The 14054-nt window shown below is 64.1% G+C and carries 7 protein-coding genes; 4 read left to right on the top strand and 3 right to left on the bottom strand.

The annotated features are described in order from the left end of the window. Nucleotides 1-77: 77 nt before the first annotated feature. Together VT84_RS02290 and VT84_RS02285 are read left to right on the top strand one after the other, a co-directional pair. Nucleotides 78-3479, top strand: coding sequence for a hypothetical protein (locus tag VT84_RS02290; protein ID WP_082838352.1), 3402 nt, complete (start codon nt 78-80; stop codon nt 3477-3479). 176 nt (nt 3480-3655) lie between these two features. Further along, the gene (locus VT84_RS02285) at nt 3656-4873 is read left to right on the top strand and encodes an LptF/LptG family permease (protein WP_157469113.1); all 1218 of its coding nucleotides are present in this window, start codon (nt 3656-3658) and stop codon (nt 4871-4873) included. A gap of 114 nt (nt 4874-4987) precedes the next feature. Here VT84_RS02285 and VT84_RS02280 read toward each other — a convergent pair whose 3' ends face one another. After that, nucleotides 4988-5362 (bottom strand): FKBP-type peptidyl-prolyl cis-trans isomerase, encoded by a 375-nt coding sequence (locus VT84_RS02280; protein ID WP_052553741.1) that lies wholly within the window; start codon nt 5360-5362, stop codon nt 4988-4990. 156 nt (nt 5363-5518) lie between these two features. After that, on the bottom strand, nt 5519-8980 hold the full coding sequence (mfd, locus tag VT84_RS02275) for a transcription-repair coupling factor (RefSeq protein WP_082838350.1): 3462 nt from the start codon (nt 8978-8980) through the stop codon (nt 5519-5521). A gap of 455 nt (nt 8981-9435) precedes the next feature. Between mfd and VT84_RS02270 the strand changes: the two genes are divergently transcribed. Then, complete coding sequence (locus tag VT84_RS02270) at nt 9436-10329, top strand: ABC transporter ATP-binding protein (RefSeq protein WP_082838349.1); 894 nt, start codon at nt 9436-9438, stop codon at nt 10327-10329. A gap of 34 nt (nt 10330-10363) precedes the next feature. Here VT84_RS02270 and VT84_RS02265 read toward each other — a convergent pair whose 3' ends face one another. After that, nucleotides 10364-11506, bottom strand: coding sequence for a S1C family serine protease (locus VT84_RS02265; protein WP_082838348.1), 1143 nt, complete (start codon nt 11504-11506; stop codon nt 10364-10366). A gap of 186 nt (nt 11507-11692) precedes the next feature. Here VT84_RS02265 and VT84_RS02260 point away from each other — a divergent pair, with 186 nt between their 5' ends. Next, complete coding sequence (locus VT84_RS02260) at nt 11693-13906, top strand: DUF1549 and DUF1553 domain-containing protein (RefSeq protein WP_082838347.1); 2214 nt, start codon at nt 11693-11695, stop codon at nt 13904-13906. Nucleotides 13907-14054: the final 148 nt, after the last annotated feature.

Raw genomic sequence — 14054 nt, 5'->3', positions numbered from 1 at the left:
CTCTGCGTATTGTCCCACCGCTCCGCGCCCTCCCGGCTAGTCGCCGGCGGCGCAGCGACACACCAGGACGGGCACGGATGCGCGTTCGCAGTTGGCTTATCCGCGGGTTGATCCTCGCCGGGATCGCGGCTCTGGTCGCGCTCGGGTGGCTCGCCAATTCGTGGGTCAGCCCGGAACGGGTGCGCGAGAAAGTCGTCGCCACCCTTGCCGAACAGTTCGAGGACGTGGACGTTCACGTCGGCTCCGCCCGCATGCGCATTCTCGGTGGCATTGCGGTCAGCGACCTGCGCCTCACGCGCCGCGGCGACCCGCCCGGTCAGCCGTTCCTCGTGGTGCCCAACGCGATCCTGTTCCACGACAAGGAGCAGTTGAACCGCGGGCGCCTCGTGATCCGCAAAGTCCAACTCGATAACCCGACGATCCGCGTCGAGCGGTCCGCGGACGGGAAGTGGAACGTCGCGGAGATCCTGAAACCCGGCCCCGCGGACAGACCCGTTCCAACCTTCACAGTCCAAGGCGCGACGGCCGTGGTCATCGACCACTCAACCGTCGGGTTCCCGCCGACCACGTTTACCGACGTCCAGGGGACGTTCCTCAACGACACGCTCCCCGCCCTGAGCGTGCAGGCCACCGGTACGGCAAAGCAATACGGCCCGGTCAGCATCCGCGGGCGTCTGAATCGAATCAATAATCACCTGGCTCTTTCGGTGGAACTGGCCGAATTCCCAGTTGGTGCCGCGGCGGTTTCGACCGCCCAGCGGTTCGCCCCGGAAGTTGCCCCGCACCTGGCGAAGCTCAGCGCGGTCGCCAACGTGAAAGCTGACCTCAATTTCGCCCCGGAATCGATCCCGCAGTGGCGCCACGACGTCCGGTTCGACGTGAAAGGGGCGCGGTTCGAGCACCCCGATTTGCCCTGGCCGATTGAGAAGATCATCGCCACCGTGCGCAGCGTGGACGGGCGCGTGAAGGTCGAGAACGCGACCGCGGAGGTCGGATCGGCGAAGCTCAGCGTATCGCTCGAAACACGCGCCGACGCACCGCCGCCACCCACCCCCGGCGCACCTCCAGCCGACGACCCGATGCGCCGGTTCGAGGAGCAACTCCTGCGGCTCGACGTGACGGTGGCCGGCGTGCCGCTCAACGACGCGCTGTTTAATCGGCTCCCGGAAAGCCTGAAGAAGGGGCGCCGGATGTTCTCCCCAACCGGACAGGTGGACGCCGGATACAAGTTCGTGCGCGAAGGCGCGGGCTGGAAGCGCGAACTGGAAGTGCGCCCGAAACAGGCCGGGATGACCTACGAAAAGTTCCGCTACCCGGTGACCGAGGTGGGCGGGCAGATCAAGCGCACGACCACCCACACGGGCACCGAGACCACCCTCATCGATCTCAACGGTACCGCCGCGGGCCAGTCGATCTCGGTGAAGGGGCAGATCAACGGCCCCGGACCGGACCCCGAGATCAACCTGCGCGTGGCCGGGACGAACGTTCCGATCGATGACAATTTATTCACCGCGCTCCCGCCCAAGTACGCCGCGATCGTGCGCGACTTCCGCGCCACCGGGCGCGGCGACTTCGTCGCCAAGATCGCCCAGCGCGCGGGCGTGAACATGACCGAGAACGAGTTCAGCATCGACGTCAAGGACGGGAAGCTGAACTACACCGCGTTCCCGTACCCGCTGGAGAAGCTCAAGGGCCGGCTCGTAATCCACTCGAACGCGACCGAAACGGACCGCCCGATACGCCCGGGAGAACAGATCCGCCCGCTGCCCGACAACGACGAGGTCATCTTCGACGAGTTCACCGCGGTCCACGCCGGCGCGCTGGTGCGGATGCACGGCTCGCGGCGCCCGATCCCGAACACCCGCGACCACAAACTCGTGATCCACGTCGGCGGGACCAAAGTACCGCTCGATAAAGACCTCCGCACCGCGCTCGGGACGGTGAAGGCGGACACCGTTTGGACCACGTTCTCCCCCACCGGGCACATGACGTTCGCGGCCGTCGTGGACGTGTTGGACCGCGGGCCGACTGCCGCCCGCCCCGATTTCGATCCCCCGTTGGACCCAGTTACCGATGTGAAGGTGACGTTCGAGTTCTCCGGGCCGACCGTGACGCCGAAGTTCTTCCCCTACGAACTGACCGAACTCGCGGGGTGGTTGGAATACAAGAACAACCGCGTCGATTTGGCGCGTATGTCCGCGAACCACGGACCGAGCCGGATGAAACTGGATGCCGGCGAGATCCGGCTGTACCCCAACGGCGCGGCCTGGGCGAACCTCGGCGGGATCGAACTGAAACCGTGCATCGTCGACGAGACACTCAAGAAAGCGCTGCCCGGCAGACTCGGCCCGGCGCTCGATGAAATACAACTCAAAGGCAACACGGAGTTGCTGGTCAAGCACCTCGTCGTGAGCGCGCCTCCAGACAGTCAGCCGCCGGGCGCCCTCCCCCCCGGACTGCTACCGAGCGTAAATGGCGCCACGAATTCGTCGCTGAAAATCGGGCCGAGCCTGAGCCCCGGCCCCCCGCCCGACCCGATCGTGTACTGGAACGCGGAACTGAAACTGCTGGGCGCGTCGCTCGACACCGGGGTGACGTGGCAGGACGCCTTCGGCTCGATCACGTGCCGCGGGCGCTACGAGGGCACGCACCTCGGGGCGCTCGACGGGACCGTGTGGCTGGACCGTGCCCTGGTCGCCCGCGTGCCCGTCGCGGAAGCGCGGTGCAAGGTGACGGCCGAGCCACAGAAACCGGACCCGGCCCGACCGGGGCAGTACCTGCCCACCACGCTCCAGTTCCTCAACGTGTCCAGCGATCTGTTCAGTGGAAAGCTCATCGGCGAGGCCGCGGTCGTGCTCACGGAGTCCACCAGTTACAAAGTGTGGCTCGTGGCGACCGACGTGAACCTGGAAAAAGCGGCCCGCCACTACAACCTCGGCTCCGACGCCGACCTCAAGGGGATCGCACAAGCCCGACTCTTGTTGGGTAACAAGTTGGACCCCAAAACGGGCCGACAGGTCGTCGACGGAGAGGGGACTATCGATGTGCCCACCGGTCGCATGTACAACCTGCCGGTGCTCCTCGACCTGATGAAGTTGTTCCGCGGATCGGTGCCGGACAAGACCGCGTTCGAGCAGGCCCACGTCGCGTTCCGCGTGCGCGGCGACCGGATCAAGGTCGATCAGCTCGACCTGATCGGTAAGGCCATCTGCCTCGGCGGGTCGGGCGAACTCGACAGCAGCGGGGACTACGTAAAGTTCGAGTTCTACATGGTCTGGTCGCAACTGCTGAAACAGATGATTAACACGCCGGTGGGCGACCTGAACAAGTTCCTCAGCAAGAACCTGTTCACGATCAAGATGTCGCGCGAGAACGGCGAACTGAAGTACCGCCCGGAGCCGGTTCCGCTCGTGACGGAACCGACGAAGGCCGTGCTCGACCGACTGAAGCGCGGGGCCGGGTGGTTAACGGGGAAATAGTTCGGGAAGGCCGTGTTTAGTTCATGGGTTGGTGGCACGGGCCCCTGGCCTGTGAGCGCGCTTCCACGGGCCTGAGGCCCGTGCCACCAACACGAAAACGCAAGCCTCCCGCACAAAACGTGAGCAGAAAACTCGCGTTATCGACGCTGTAACTCTGTCACAGGCGAGGAGGCGGTGTGTTAGGCAGTACCCTGAACCGGATGATCTTCTGGGAACTGGTGCGGGTGTTCCTGCTCTCGCTCGGCGCCCTCACCGGTTTGGTTCTGGTCGTCATGTCGGTCCAGCAGGCGGCGCAGCTCGGGCTGTCGCTGGCCCAGTTGATCCGCTCGATCCCGCTCCTCGTGCCGAGCATCCTGCCGATCGCGATCCCCGCGACGACGCTGTTCTCGGCGTGCGTGGTGTACGGGCGCCTGGCGCACGACAACGAGGTCATCGCGCTCAAGGCGGCCGGGGTTCACCTGTTCGGTATCGTGAAGCCGACCATCCTGCTCGGGGTGCTCGCCACCGGCACCACCGCGGCGCTGTACCACACCACGATCCCGCGGACCCAGCAGATGTTCTACGGGCAGATCCTCGCGGACCCCGAGGAGGTGCTCTACAACATGATCCGCCGCGACCGGCGCCTGGTACACCAGAGCCTTCCGTATGTGTTGTTCGCGCGCGACGTGCAGGGGAAGCGCCTCATCGACGTGGTCGTCAAACGGAAGCGGAAGGACGCGAAGCCCGGAGAAAGCCCCTACGATTTCGTGGCGCGCATGCACGAGGCTCAGCTCCGCGTGGACGCGGACAGTGGTACGATGTCGATCGTGCCGGACCGGTTCGTTCTCGACGGGGCGAACGCGAACGGGAGCAGCGCGAGCACCGAGTTCAAGATGGACCTGCCCGATTCGGTGAGCGGGAAGGACGCCCGGTTGCGCATCAGCGCGCTGACGTGGGACGAGTTCCCCGACCGGATCGCGGCGGTTCGCGCGGAACGGGACGAACTCATAAAGCAGCGAGACGCGTACCAGGCCGAAGTCGAAAAATCTTACGACATCAAAGTCCGCACGCAGGGGATGGACGAACTGAAGGGGCTCAAGTTCGGCATCGACGCGAAGACGCGGCAAGTCCGGAACCTGGAAGCGGAAGTACACGCCCGACCCGCACTGGCGGTGAGTTGCCTCGTGTTCGCACTCATCGGCTGCCCGGTCGGTATCTGGGCGAACCGGGCCGACTACCTCAGCACGTTCGTTGTCTGTTTCATCCCCACACTACTCGTGTACTACCCACTGCTCCTGGCCGGGTCCGATGTGGGCAAAACGGGGAAAGTACCGCTCTGGCTCGGGTGCTGGTCCGCCGACATCGTGATGGGTGCCGTCGGCGTGTTGCTGATGTGGCGGCTACTGAGGCGGTAGATCAAGTTCCAGAGTCCCAAGTTCCAGCAGTTCCAAGTTGAGAATGAAGAGCGTTGGCGCCGTCTTGTCTTCAACTTAGAACTGTTGGAACTCTGAAACTTAGAACTATCAAGCTTATTTCGACGAGATCAGTTCGACCTCGAAGATGAGCACGGCGTTCGGCGGGATGTCGCGCCCGGCGCCGGTGGCCCCGTAGCCGAGGGCGGCGGGGATCTTGAGCCGGCGGGTGCCGCCCGGCTTCATACCGGGGATACCTTCCTGCCAACCCTTAATGACCTGGTTGAGCGAGAACGAGATCGTCTGCCCGCGGGCCACGCTGCTGTCGAACATTTTGCCGTTCGTGAGCCAACCGGTGTAGTGAACGGTAACGGTGGCGCCGGGCTTCACCGCGTCGCCTTCACCCACCGTCGAGTCCCAAATTTCCAGTCCGGACGCTTGCTTCGTCCACTCGGCGGCGTCCACGGCGGGCATCGGGGGTACTTGCGGCATCGCTGTGTCTCCTGGGAGGGCGCGGAGGTTCCGCGCAACGGGCGGGAGATAACTTACACGATCCGATTACTCCGACGAGGGTTGGGCCGCGCTTAGTCCGTTTCTGTGAAGCACTTCCGCGGTACCCGATCAGCGGTGCGACCGACGATATCGGAGTTATTTCCCCGTACTTTGGGCCGGCTTCAGCACACCAAGTAGCAGTTTGTACAACCCCTCCGGATTGTCCTCCTCGTTCTTCAAACGCAGGTAGATACTCTTCTCGTCCACGATCTTGAGCCGCCCCTTGCTGGCGGCGACGAGTTGCTTGGCGCGGTCCGGGTTGCGGTAGGTGAACACCAGATTGTGATCGTGGCGGTGAACGCTGGCGACCTGCCACTTCACGCACAGGAGCCGAACTTCCGTCGTGCGCAGCAGCCACTCGACCGGGTCCGAGTGCGGGCCGTAGCGGTCCCGGAGTTCCTGCCGGAAGTCGGCGAGCTTCGCCGGGTCGCGGAGTCGCGCGAGCCGCCGGTACACTTCGATGCGCAACTTCTGGCCCGGCACGTAGTCGCGCGGCAAGTACGCGGGCCACGGCAGATCGACCGTGACTTCCACCGACACCTTCGGCGCCTGCTGTTTCAGCGCCCGCACCGCGTTTTCGAGGAGCTGGCAGTACAGTTCGTAGCCGATGGCCGCGATGTGCCCGCTCTGCTCCGCACCCAGAATGTTCCCGGCCCCGCGGATCTCCAGGTCGCGCATCGCGATCTTGAACCCGGCCCCCAGTTCGGTGAACTCCTCGATCGCCTTCAACCGCCGCTGTGCTGTGGGATTGAGTAGCTTCAGCGGGTTCACGATGAAGTACGCATACGAACGGTGCTTCGACCGCCCGACGCGCCCGCGCAACTGGTGCAGATCTGCCAGCCCGTAGGTGTCCGCGTCGTTGATGAAGATGGTGTTCGCGTTCGGAATATCGAGGCCGCTTTCGATGATCGTGGTCGCAACCAGGATGTCGGCGTCCTTGCGCACGAATCCCACCATCGCCTTTTCGAGATCGTGCGCGTCCATCTGCCCGTGCCCGACCGTCACCTTCGCTTCCGGAACGAGAATCCGGACCTTTGTCGCGATGTCGAAGATGTCCTGCACGCGGTTGTGAACGAAGTACACCTGTCCGCCGCGGTTCATTTCGCGCAAGATCGCGTTACGAATGAGTTTATCGTCCCAGCGCGTGATGTGAGTCTCCACCGGCTGGCGGTCCGCGGGGGGTGTTTCCAAGTTGCTGATTTCGCGGATACCGAGTAGTGAGGCGTGCAGCGTGCGCGGAATGGGCGTCGCGGTCATTGTGAGCACGTCCACCATCGCGCGCAAGTGCTTGAGTCGCTCCTTGTGCTCGACGCCGAACCGCTGTTCCTCGTCGATCACCACGAGGCCCAAGTCTTTGAACTTTACGTCTTTCGAGAGCAAGCGGTGCGTGCCGACGATCACGTCCACTTCACCCGTTGCGAGCTTCTTCAGTGTCTCTTTCTGTTTGGCCCCGCCCCGAAAGCGGTTCACCACATCGACTACGAACGGGTACTCGGCGAACCGCTGCGTGAACGTGCGGTAGTGCTGCTCCGCGAGCACCGTCGTGGGCACGAGGATCGCGACCTGTTTGCCGCTATCGACCGCCTTGAACGCGGACCGAATCGCGACCTCGGTTTTGCCGTAGCCGACGTCGCCGCAAATGAGGCGGTCCATTGGCTTTGATTTTTCCAGGTCGCCTTTCACCTCGACGATCGCGGAAAGTTGGTCCGGAGTTTCCTGGTACGGGAACGCGGCCTCGAACTCTTTCTGCCAGTCGGAGTCGGGCGGGAACTGGTGCCCCGGGACAGCTTGCCGCACGGCCTGGATGTTAATCATCTCGGCCGCCATGTCGCGCACGGCCTCGGCCACTTTTTCCTTCTTGCGCCCCCACGAGGTACCGCCGGGCTTGCTCAGCGCCGGTTCCGACTGCGACCCACCCACATACTTCTGCACGAGGTCGATGCGCGTGGCCGGGACGTAGAGGAACATCCCGTCGCGGAACTCGAGCACGAGGTGCTCTTCCGTCGCGGGACCGGCGGTTCGGGACTCAGCCCTTCGGGAAGAACTCGGCTCGGCGCCCTCTTCACCGAACTCGGTGTCCTGCCCCCGGGACTTTTCGAGCATGTGCATCCCACGGAACCGGGCGATCCCGTGGGCGACGTGGACGACGTAGTCGCCGTCGTTGAGGTCGAGGAACGAGTCAATCGCGCGCGACTCGATTTGGCGGCTGGAGCGCGTTTGTGCCTTCACGCCGGGCGGCAGCAGATCCTTGTGGAAGATCTCGTGGCTACCGAGAACGATGGTCCCGCTCTCGACCAACCGGAACCCGCCGCGAACGTGCCCCGTCACAAGTTGGAGCCGATGCGACTCCGCGAGTTTGCCCGCCTTCAGCACCTCCGTGAGCCGGTGAACCTCCGCCTCGCTCTGGCACGCAATCAGCACGCGCGCGGACGAGTTGTGGGCGATCGAATCGAGTTCGTCGCGCACGCGGTGTACGCTCCCGCTGAAGCGGTTCACCGACTCGACGCGCAGGTGAACCGACGCCTCCACACTGGGCCGCGGGAGCGCGGAGAGCACCACGCTGGGGCGCTTCATCAGGTGCGCGAACGCCTGTTCCGGCGAGTGCAGCCCTTCCGTGGTCGCGACGCGCTCGTAGAAGTGCTTGGCCTGCTCCTTCAGCTCGCGCGGCTCGACGAGCACGACCCACGAATCGGGCGGCAGGTAATCCGCGATGTGCCCCCGCGGGCGACTTCGGGCAGAACCTAACCCCCCAACCCCCTTCCCTAAAAAGGAAGGGGGAGCAGAACCCTTTTCTGTGTTAAGCCCCTCTCCGTTTAGGGGAGGGGTTGGGGAGGGGTTGTCTTCTATTCCCAACAGCACGACACTGTTCTTCTTCTCCAAACTCCGCTGTGAGCCGGCCGCGAACGAGCGGATCGATTCCACTTCGTCGCCGAAGAACTCGAACCGGTACGGGTCGGGCGCATCCGGTGGGAAGACGTCGCAGATCCCCCCGCGGCGGCTGAACTCGCCCGGGTACTCGACCGCGTCCACGCGCTTGTAGCCGTTCGTGACCAGCCACTCGGCCAGTTCGCTCGGGTCCACGATCTCGTTCACACTGATCGTGCGTCCCCGAGCGGCCAGGTCCGCGCGTTCTGGCACCGGCTGGCACACCGACGCGACGCCGCACACTACGATTTTGGGCGCGCTCGACATGAGTTGTTGGAGTAACCGCAGTCGAGACGTCGTGATCGGGTCGAGCTTCCCCTTATTGGAAGTCACCGGCCACGATTCCCACGCCTCAAACAGCGCGGGGCGTGCGCCCGTAAACGACGCGATATCTTCCTGCCACGGCTCGACATCGGTGGGATTGGGAACGACCACGAGCAACGTGCCGGGCGTTTCGGCCGCGAGGGTCGCTGCAGCTAGCGCCGCAGACGATCCCCACGCGCCGTCTACGGTTCCGCTCCGCCCGGAGAGGAGCGCAGCGCGCAGTTCGGCCCAGCCCTCTGTCTTTTCCAAGAGGCTGGGAAGGGCGCGTAAACCGGCATCCGCCGGCGCTGCGACAGCGGCCGTCGTCATGACATTCTCCTTCAATCACCCATCTTACCGGGAAGTTGAGGGGCGTGAACAGCCCGACACGTTGGCCCGGCTCTAACTCTCGGGCGAATAATGGGCGGCAATCTTGTGAAGGGAAACAGAGGCTTCAGCGGACGAAACGTGCCAATTCTGCCAGAGTTACATCAAACAGACCGGTTAGAAATGTCGGTTAATACAGGGTTAAAGGGTTGCCAGGGGCCGATTCGGATCGCATAAAGTTCCTAATCGCTGCCAATATCCGAATAAGCCGAAAATTCGGCCTTCGGTAAATTCGTCCCCATTCGCGTGACTTAACGCGAGCTGCGCGGCAGGAATGCCGATCTCTCAAAGCACCGAAAGGAGTTTGAGCACCTCTCCTTCTTGAACCGGCGCGTATCGCCGGCTTCAACCCACCCGCCACCACTTTGCCCCAACCACGACACAAGGACGATGCCGCGATGATTCCACTTTCCCGATACTTGGGGCGCCTATTTCGGGGAGAAGCAAGTGGGGAGAGACTCTCGCTCGTTCAAGACGCGCCCGCGGTAATCTGCCGGCGCGAACCGGCGCTCGCCGGGGCAGATCTGTTCCGCTCCTTCGGCGTCGGTGACACGCGATCCTACGCCCTCAAGGGTGTTTCCGCCGATTTCCAGCCCGGTGAACTCAATCTCCTGATGGGACCGTCCGGTAGCGGAAAGTCCACGCTGCTCGCGGTGCTGTCGGGGTTGCTGCGCCCGGATTCGGGAACGGTCGGCGCGCTCGGGCGGGACGTGTGGCGGATGGGCGAAGACGAGATGGAGCGATTCCGCCTCCGACACTGCTCGTACATTTTCCAGGGCTACAACCTGTTCCCCGCGCTGACCGCGCGCGAACAGTTGGAGATCGTGCTGAAGTGGGGCGAGGGGTGCTCGGCGCGCGAGGCCCGGTGCCGCGCGGACCGCGTGCTCGGGCAACTCGGTTTATCGAAGAAGGCCCACCTGCGTCCCGCTGAAATGAGCGGCGGGGAGAAGCAGCGGGTCGCCATCGGTCGCGCGCTCGTGAAGAACCCGTCGTTCGTGTTCGCCGACGAACCGACCAGCGCCCTCGACTGGGAGAACGGCGAACAGGTTATTCACTTGCTCACCGAAACGGCACGCGAGAACGGCGCGATGGTGCTTGTGGTCACGCACGACCCGCGCCTCACGCCCTTCGCGGACCGCGTGTTCGAGTTGGCCGACGGGCAACTGCAATCCGAAACGGAACCCGAATCGTTCGAGGCGGAGGCGTGCGTGTCCGGGTTACCGAGCGCCTACGAGCACACGCCGTTAAGGAACAACTCGCTCCGTGTTCGCCTGTACGACCCACACCGTTAAGTTTGCTGCCAACTCCGGAACCGAGAGGTGACCGTCAGTCGCTTTTCGGCCGGGGCGCGAGTGGTTGAAGTTTCGGTAGCGGGGTGAGTGGCGCAATCGGTTGCAGGTTCTGGAACTTCTGCTCCAATTTCGGCAGCGGAAGTGGTTGAAGTTTTGGCGCATCCGGGAGCAAGCCCGGAACCGGGAGTGGCGGACGCGGAACCGCCATCTGGCGCCCGACGTCTGGCAGCGCAACTCCCTTCATTTCCATCTTTTTGCCGCGCCGCATCACGACGAGATCGATCTTCTCACCGACCTTCACTGCGCTCACCAGGCGCACGAAATCATCCGTGTTGTCGCTCACGACTTTGCCCGCGAACTCAAGAATGATGTCGTGAACCTTCAGCCCGGCCTTCTCCGCGGCCGAGTCGGGCATGACCGCGGCGACCGCGATCCCGACGTTCGGTTCGAGTCCGAGTTGTTCGGCAGTGATCGCGTTGAGTTTTTCCATGCGGATGCCGAACCGGGCGCGATCAGGAACGCGCCCGGCGTCCAGTAACCCCGGGAACGCGGGAAGTACCTCCCCGTCGCCGCCTTGCACCCCCTTCATCATCAGTTCGTGTGCTTCCTTGAGCAGCTTCATTGCTTCGGGGGCTTCTGGGTTCGCTTTCAGCATTTCGAGTGCCTTCATGCGCAGGTCCATCGCCTTTTGGATCGCGTCCCGGTCAATTCGGCCCGGATTGGGGAACGGGACGACCTGGAACGGAACGTCGAGCGCCGGCGGATTGAACTGATTCGGCGGCAGTTCGGGGCGCGGGTCCGGCCGCGGCTTCGCGAGCGAGCGCCCCGTGACCGCGATCTCGACCGCGGCGAGTTCCTTCAGCACGGCCTCGACGTTCTCGCCCTTCTTCGCGGCGGCATCGACCGCGTCGCGGAGGGCTTGTAACTCCGGAGGCACGCGACCCGACTTGATGGCTGGTGAGGCTTTCTCAAGGGCTTCGAGCGCCTTGAGGACGTCGTCCACGTTTTCACCGCGCTTGGTTGCAGCGGTAACGGCTTCGCGCAGAGCGGTCAAATCGACTTGTTTTGCGTCTCCGACCGGGAACGGTTTCGGTTCCTGTGCGACAAGTGAGAACCCGAGCCACACCGCGGCCCCCACGAACCCGATAGTAGCGGCCCATTTCCCGGCACGGAACATGGTGGGACTCCTGAACGCACGCGATGACGTCCCCTTTAGTTCAACACGGCGCGGCTCGATAAGCAAGGGTGAGACACGTTCGTTACAAATCGATTTGAACGTCGATCCGCGCGCGTTCGTGTTCGCTCTCCCGTAATCAGGGTGGTACACTGAGACCACCCGCCGACCGCTCCCCGGAGTGCGCTAATGCCCGTCCGGTTTCTCGCCACGCTGCTGGTACTCGCCTTCCCACTCACTGCGTCCGCCGCTGAGGTGTCGTTCGAGCGCGACGTACTCCCCGTACTCACGCGGGCCGGGTGCAACGCGGGTGCGTGTCACGGCAACCTGAACGGCAAAGGCGGACTGAAGCTCTCACTCAAAGGCGAGGACGCAGTCGGGGATTTCGGCGTCCTCACACGCGACATGCTCGCGCGCCGAATTGATCCGATCCGGCCCGACGAGAGCCTCATTCTTCAGAAGGCCACCGCGCAGGTACCGCACGAGGGCGGCGCCCGGTTCGCGCGGGCGAGCGCCGAGTACGCGGTCCTCCGCGACTGGGTCGCGCGCGGGGCCAAGTTCGATGCGCCTCACGGAGCCGCTCTTACCAAACTCGTCGTCACTCCTACGAATCAAATCTTGGTAGACCCGGCCGACCGATTCCGGGTCAAAGCGATCGCGCACTTCTCCGACGGTACCACGCGCGACGTCACTCCGCTCGCCGCGTTCGAGTTCACCGCGGTGGGGGTCGCAAAGATCACGCCCGCGGGCGAAGTGATCCGCGAACAGACCGGCGAAGTCGTATTACTCGTGCGTTACCTCTCGCACGTCGAACCGGTCCGCATCGTCTTCCTGCCGGACCGCCCGGTTCCCGACACGGTTCACTTCCCCGCCAACAACGCAATCGATCGGCTCGTGTTTGCGCAGTTGAAAGAGCTGCGCCTGAAACCCGCGGAACTGGCTCCGGATCACGTCTTCTTGCGGCGGGCGTTCCTCGACGCGCTCGGCATTCTGCCCACACCCACCGAAACGCGCGCGTTTCTTGATGACACTGATCCGAAGAAGCGCGAGAAGCTAATCGATTCCCTCCTCGCGCGCCCCGAGTTCGCCGAGTATTGGGCACAGAAGTGGGCCGACCTCTTGCGCAACGAGGAGAAGTCGCTCGACAAGAAGGGCGTCGCAGTGTTCTACCGGTGGATCGCGGCCCAACTCGCCGCGGACCGGCCCCTCAACGAGTTCGCACGCGACATCATCGCGGCCCGTGGGAGCACCTACGCGAACCCGCCCGCGAACTTCTGGCGCGCGGTCCGCGACCCACTCATGCGTTCGGAGTCGGTCGCACAGGTGTTCCTCGGCATCCGCGTCGGTTGCGCGCGGTGCCACAATCACCCGTTCGACCGGTGGACGATCGACGACTACTACGGGTTCGCGGCGCTGTTCGCCCGCGTCGATTACCGGGTTCTGGAGAACAACAAGAAGGACAACCTCGACAAGCACGAGTTCGTGGGCGAACAGGTCGTGTGGCAGAACCGCACGTCGGAGATGCCGAACCCGCGCACGAAGCAGTCCGCGAAACCGCGCTTCCTGGGCGCCTCCACACCGGAGATGGGCGAAAGCGCCGACCGGCTCACCGCGGTCGCGGACTGGATCGCGGACCCGAGTAACCCGTTCTTCGCGAAGGCACAGGTGAACCGGATCTGGCTGCACCTAATGGGCCGCGGGCTCGTCGACCCGAACGACGATTTCCGCGCCACCAACCCGCCGACGAACCCGGAACTACTCGCCTGGCTCGCGGAAGACTTCGCCAAAGGCGGGTTCCGCCTCAAGCGCACCGTGAAGGCGATCATGCAGAGTCGCACGTACCAACTGAGCGCGACCGTGCGCGACAGTGCCACAATGGGCGATGATCTTCACCACTCGCACGCGACCGTAACGCCACTGGAAGCCGAACAGTTACTCGACGCCCTCGCACAAGTGACCGGTGTGGCGGTGCCGTTTAAGGGGTACCCGCTCGGAATGCGCGCGAACCAGATCCCGGCCCCGCCCCAATCCGGCCGGCGCGGGTTCGAGGGGATGAGCGAGCGCTTCCTGAAAACGTTCGGGAAGCCCGACCGCCTGCTCACCTGCGAGTGCGAACGCAACGACGACCCGGGGTTGCTCCAGGCGTTCCAGCTCATTACGGGCGAGTTGATGAACGCACTGGTGCGGGATTCCGATAACCGGCTCGGCAAGATGATCTCCGCGGGCAAAACGGACGCGGAAATGCTCGACGAGTTCTACCTCGCCGCGCTGTGCCGGTCACCAGCTTCGACCGAAGCAAAGAAGCTACTCGCGCACATCGCGACCGCAAAGGACCGGCGCGCGGCGTGGGAAGACGTGCTCTGGGCGCTGCTGAACAGCAAGGAGTTCTTGCTGAGACGATGACGGATCTTAGCCCCGGAGGGGCGGCAGATGGTAGCCAGGGGTGGAACCCCTGGTGCGCTGCCCGCCGGGGGTTGTGCGTCACTCCGCCAGGGGTTGCGCGTTGCTCCACCCCTGGCTACCATCTGCCGCCCCTTACGGGGCTTGAAGA

This window comes from Gemmata sp. SH-PL17, from assembly GCF_001610855.1.
GTDB lineage: Bacteria > Planctomycetota > Planctomycetia > Gemmatales > Gemmataceae > Gemmata > Gemmata massiliana.
Note: the sequence above shows the minus strand (reverse complement) of the source record. Positions and strands in the feature narration are given on the sequence as shown.

Coding starts and splice junctions, on each gene's coding strand:
- VT84_RS02280 (WP_052553741.1), bottom strand. CDS start 5,362: ATGCCGCAAGTACCCCCGATGCCCGCCGTGGACGCCGCCGAGTGGACG.
- VT84_RS02270 (WP_082838349.1), top strand. CDS start 9,436: ATGATTCCACTTTCCCGATACTTGGGGCGCCTATTTCGGGGAGAAGCA.
- mfd (WP_082838350.1), bottom strand. CDS start 8,980: ATGACGACGGCCGCTGTCGCAGCGCCGGCGGATGCCGGTTTACGCGCC.
- VT84_RS02290 (WP_082838352.1), top strand. CDS start 78: ATGCGCGTTCGCAGTTGGCTTATCCGCGGGTTGATCCTCGCCGGGATC.
- VT84_RS02265 (WP_082838348.1), bottom strand. CDS start 11,506: ATGTTCCGTGCCGGGAAATGGGCCGCTACTATCGGGTTCGTGGGGGCC.
- VT84_RS02260 (WP_082838347.1), top strand. CDS start 11,693: ATGCCCGTCCGGTTTCTCGCCACGCTGCTGGTACTCGCCTTCCCACTC.